This window comes from Vibrio sp. Y176, from assembly GCF_033438945.1.
Genome location: NZ_JAWOQS010000759.1, coordinates 1 through 616, shown reverse-complemented (window position 1 = coordinate 616; position 616 = coordinate 1). Strand labels below are relative to the sequence as shown.

Genomic DNA, 616 nt, shown 5'->3' with positions numbered 1-616 from the left:
GGCGCAAGCAAAGACGCATCCGACAAACGATTCATGCACACTTTAACGAAATCTGAATGATAACGCGGATGCAAACTGTCTTGTTCCGGGCAAACCACGCGCACAAAAAATTCGCCATCGCCCATCACTATCGGGAATTCACGACCTAGCACTTGGCCGTTGTAACGTAACGCATCCATCAAACCGTTAATGGCTTTATCTACCGCACTGACGGTGGTGTTATCAAAACACTCAAATTGCAACTCAACAACGTACATGCTTACACCGCAGCCTCAATTTTGGCCAAAAACTCCACAACATTCTCTGCGAGCACTTCGCGCTTATCTGTTCCTAAACGCTCTAAAATCACATTGCCCGTTAAGTTACAAATTGAAATCACGTCCAATTCTGCATCCGTCGCTGCGATAAACACCGTCGGTTTTAGCTTTAGACGACGCTGTGTCACCAAGTGACCCAAAATGTTCTCTTGTAAACGAACAAAATCGTCATCGCTCCAAACTTGAAGCAATGTCAGAGGATTCGTCTGCCACGTTGCGTCCATATCCGCACTGTATTGAGATCCATAAAACGCTTTAATGTCTTCATGCAGCGTCAACTCAATCGCATTTTCAACGTT

Annotated in this window: 2 protein-coding genes; both read right to left on the bottom strand. The window is 45.5% G+C overall.

The genetic code is table 11. The features are described from left to right. The coding region (locus tag R7O13_RS28500; protein ID WP_318305410.1) for a DUF2310 family Zn-ribbon-containing protein at positions 1-257 on the bottom strand (257 nt) is incomplete at its 3' end. 2 nt (positions 258-259) lie between these two features. Further along, on the bottom strand, positions 260-616 hold a 357-nt coding region (gene syd, locus R7O13_RS28495; protein ID WP_318305409.1), incomplete at its 5' end, for a SecY-interacting protein.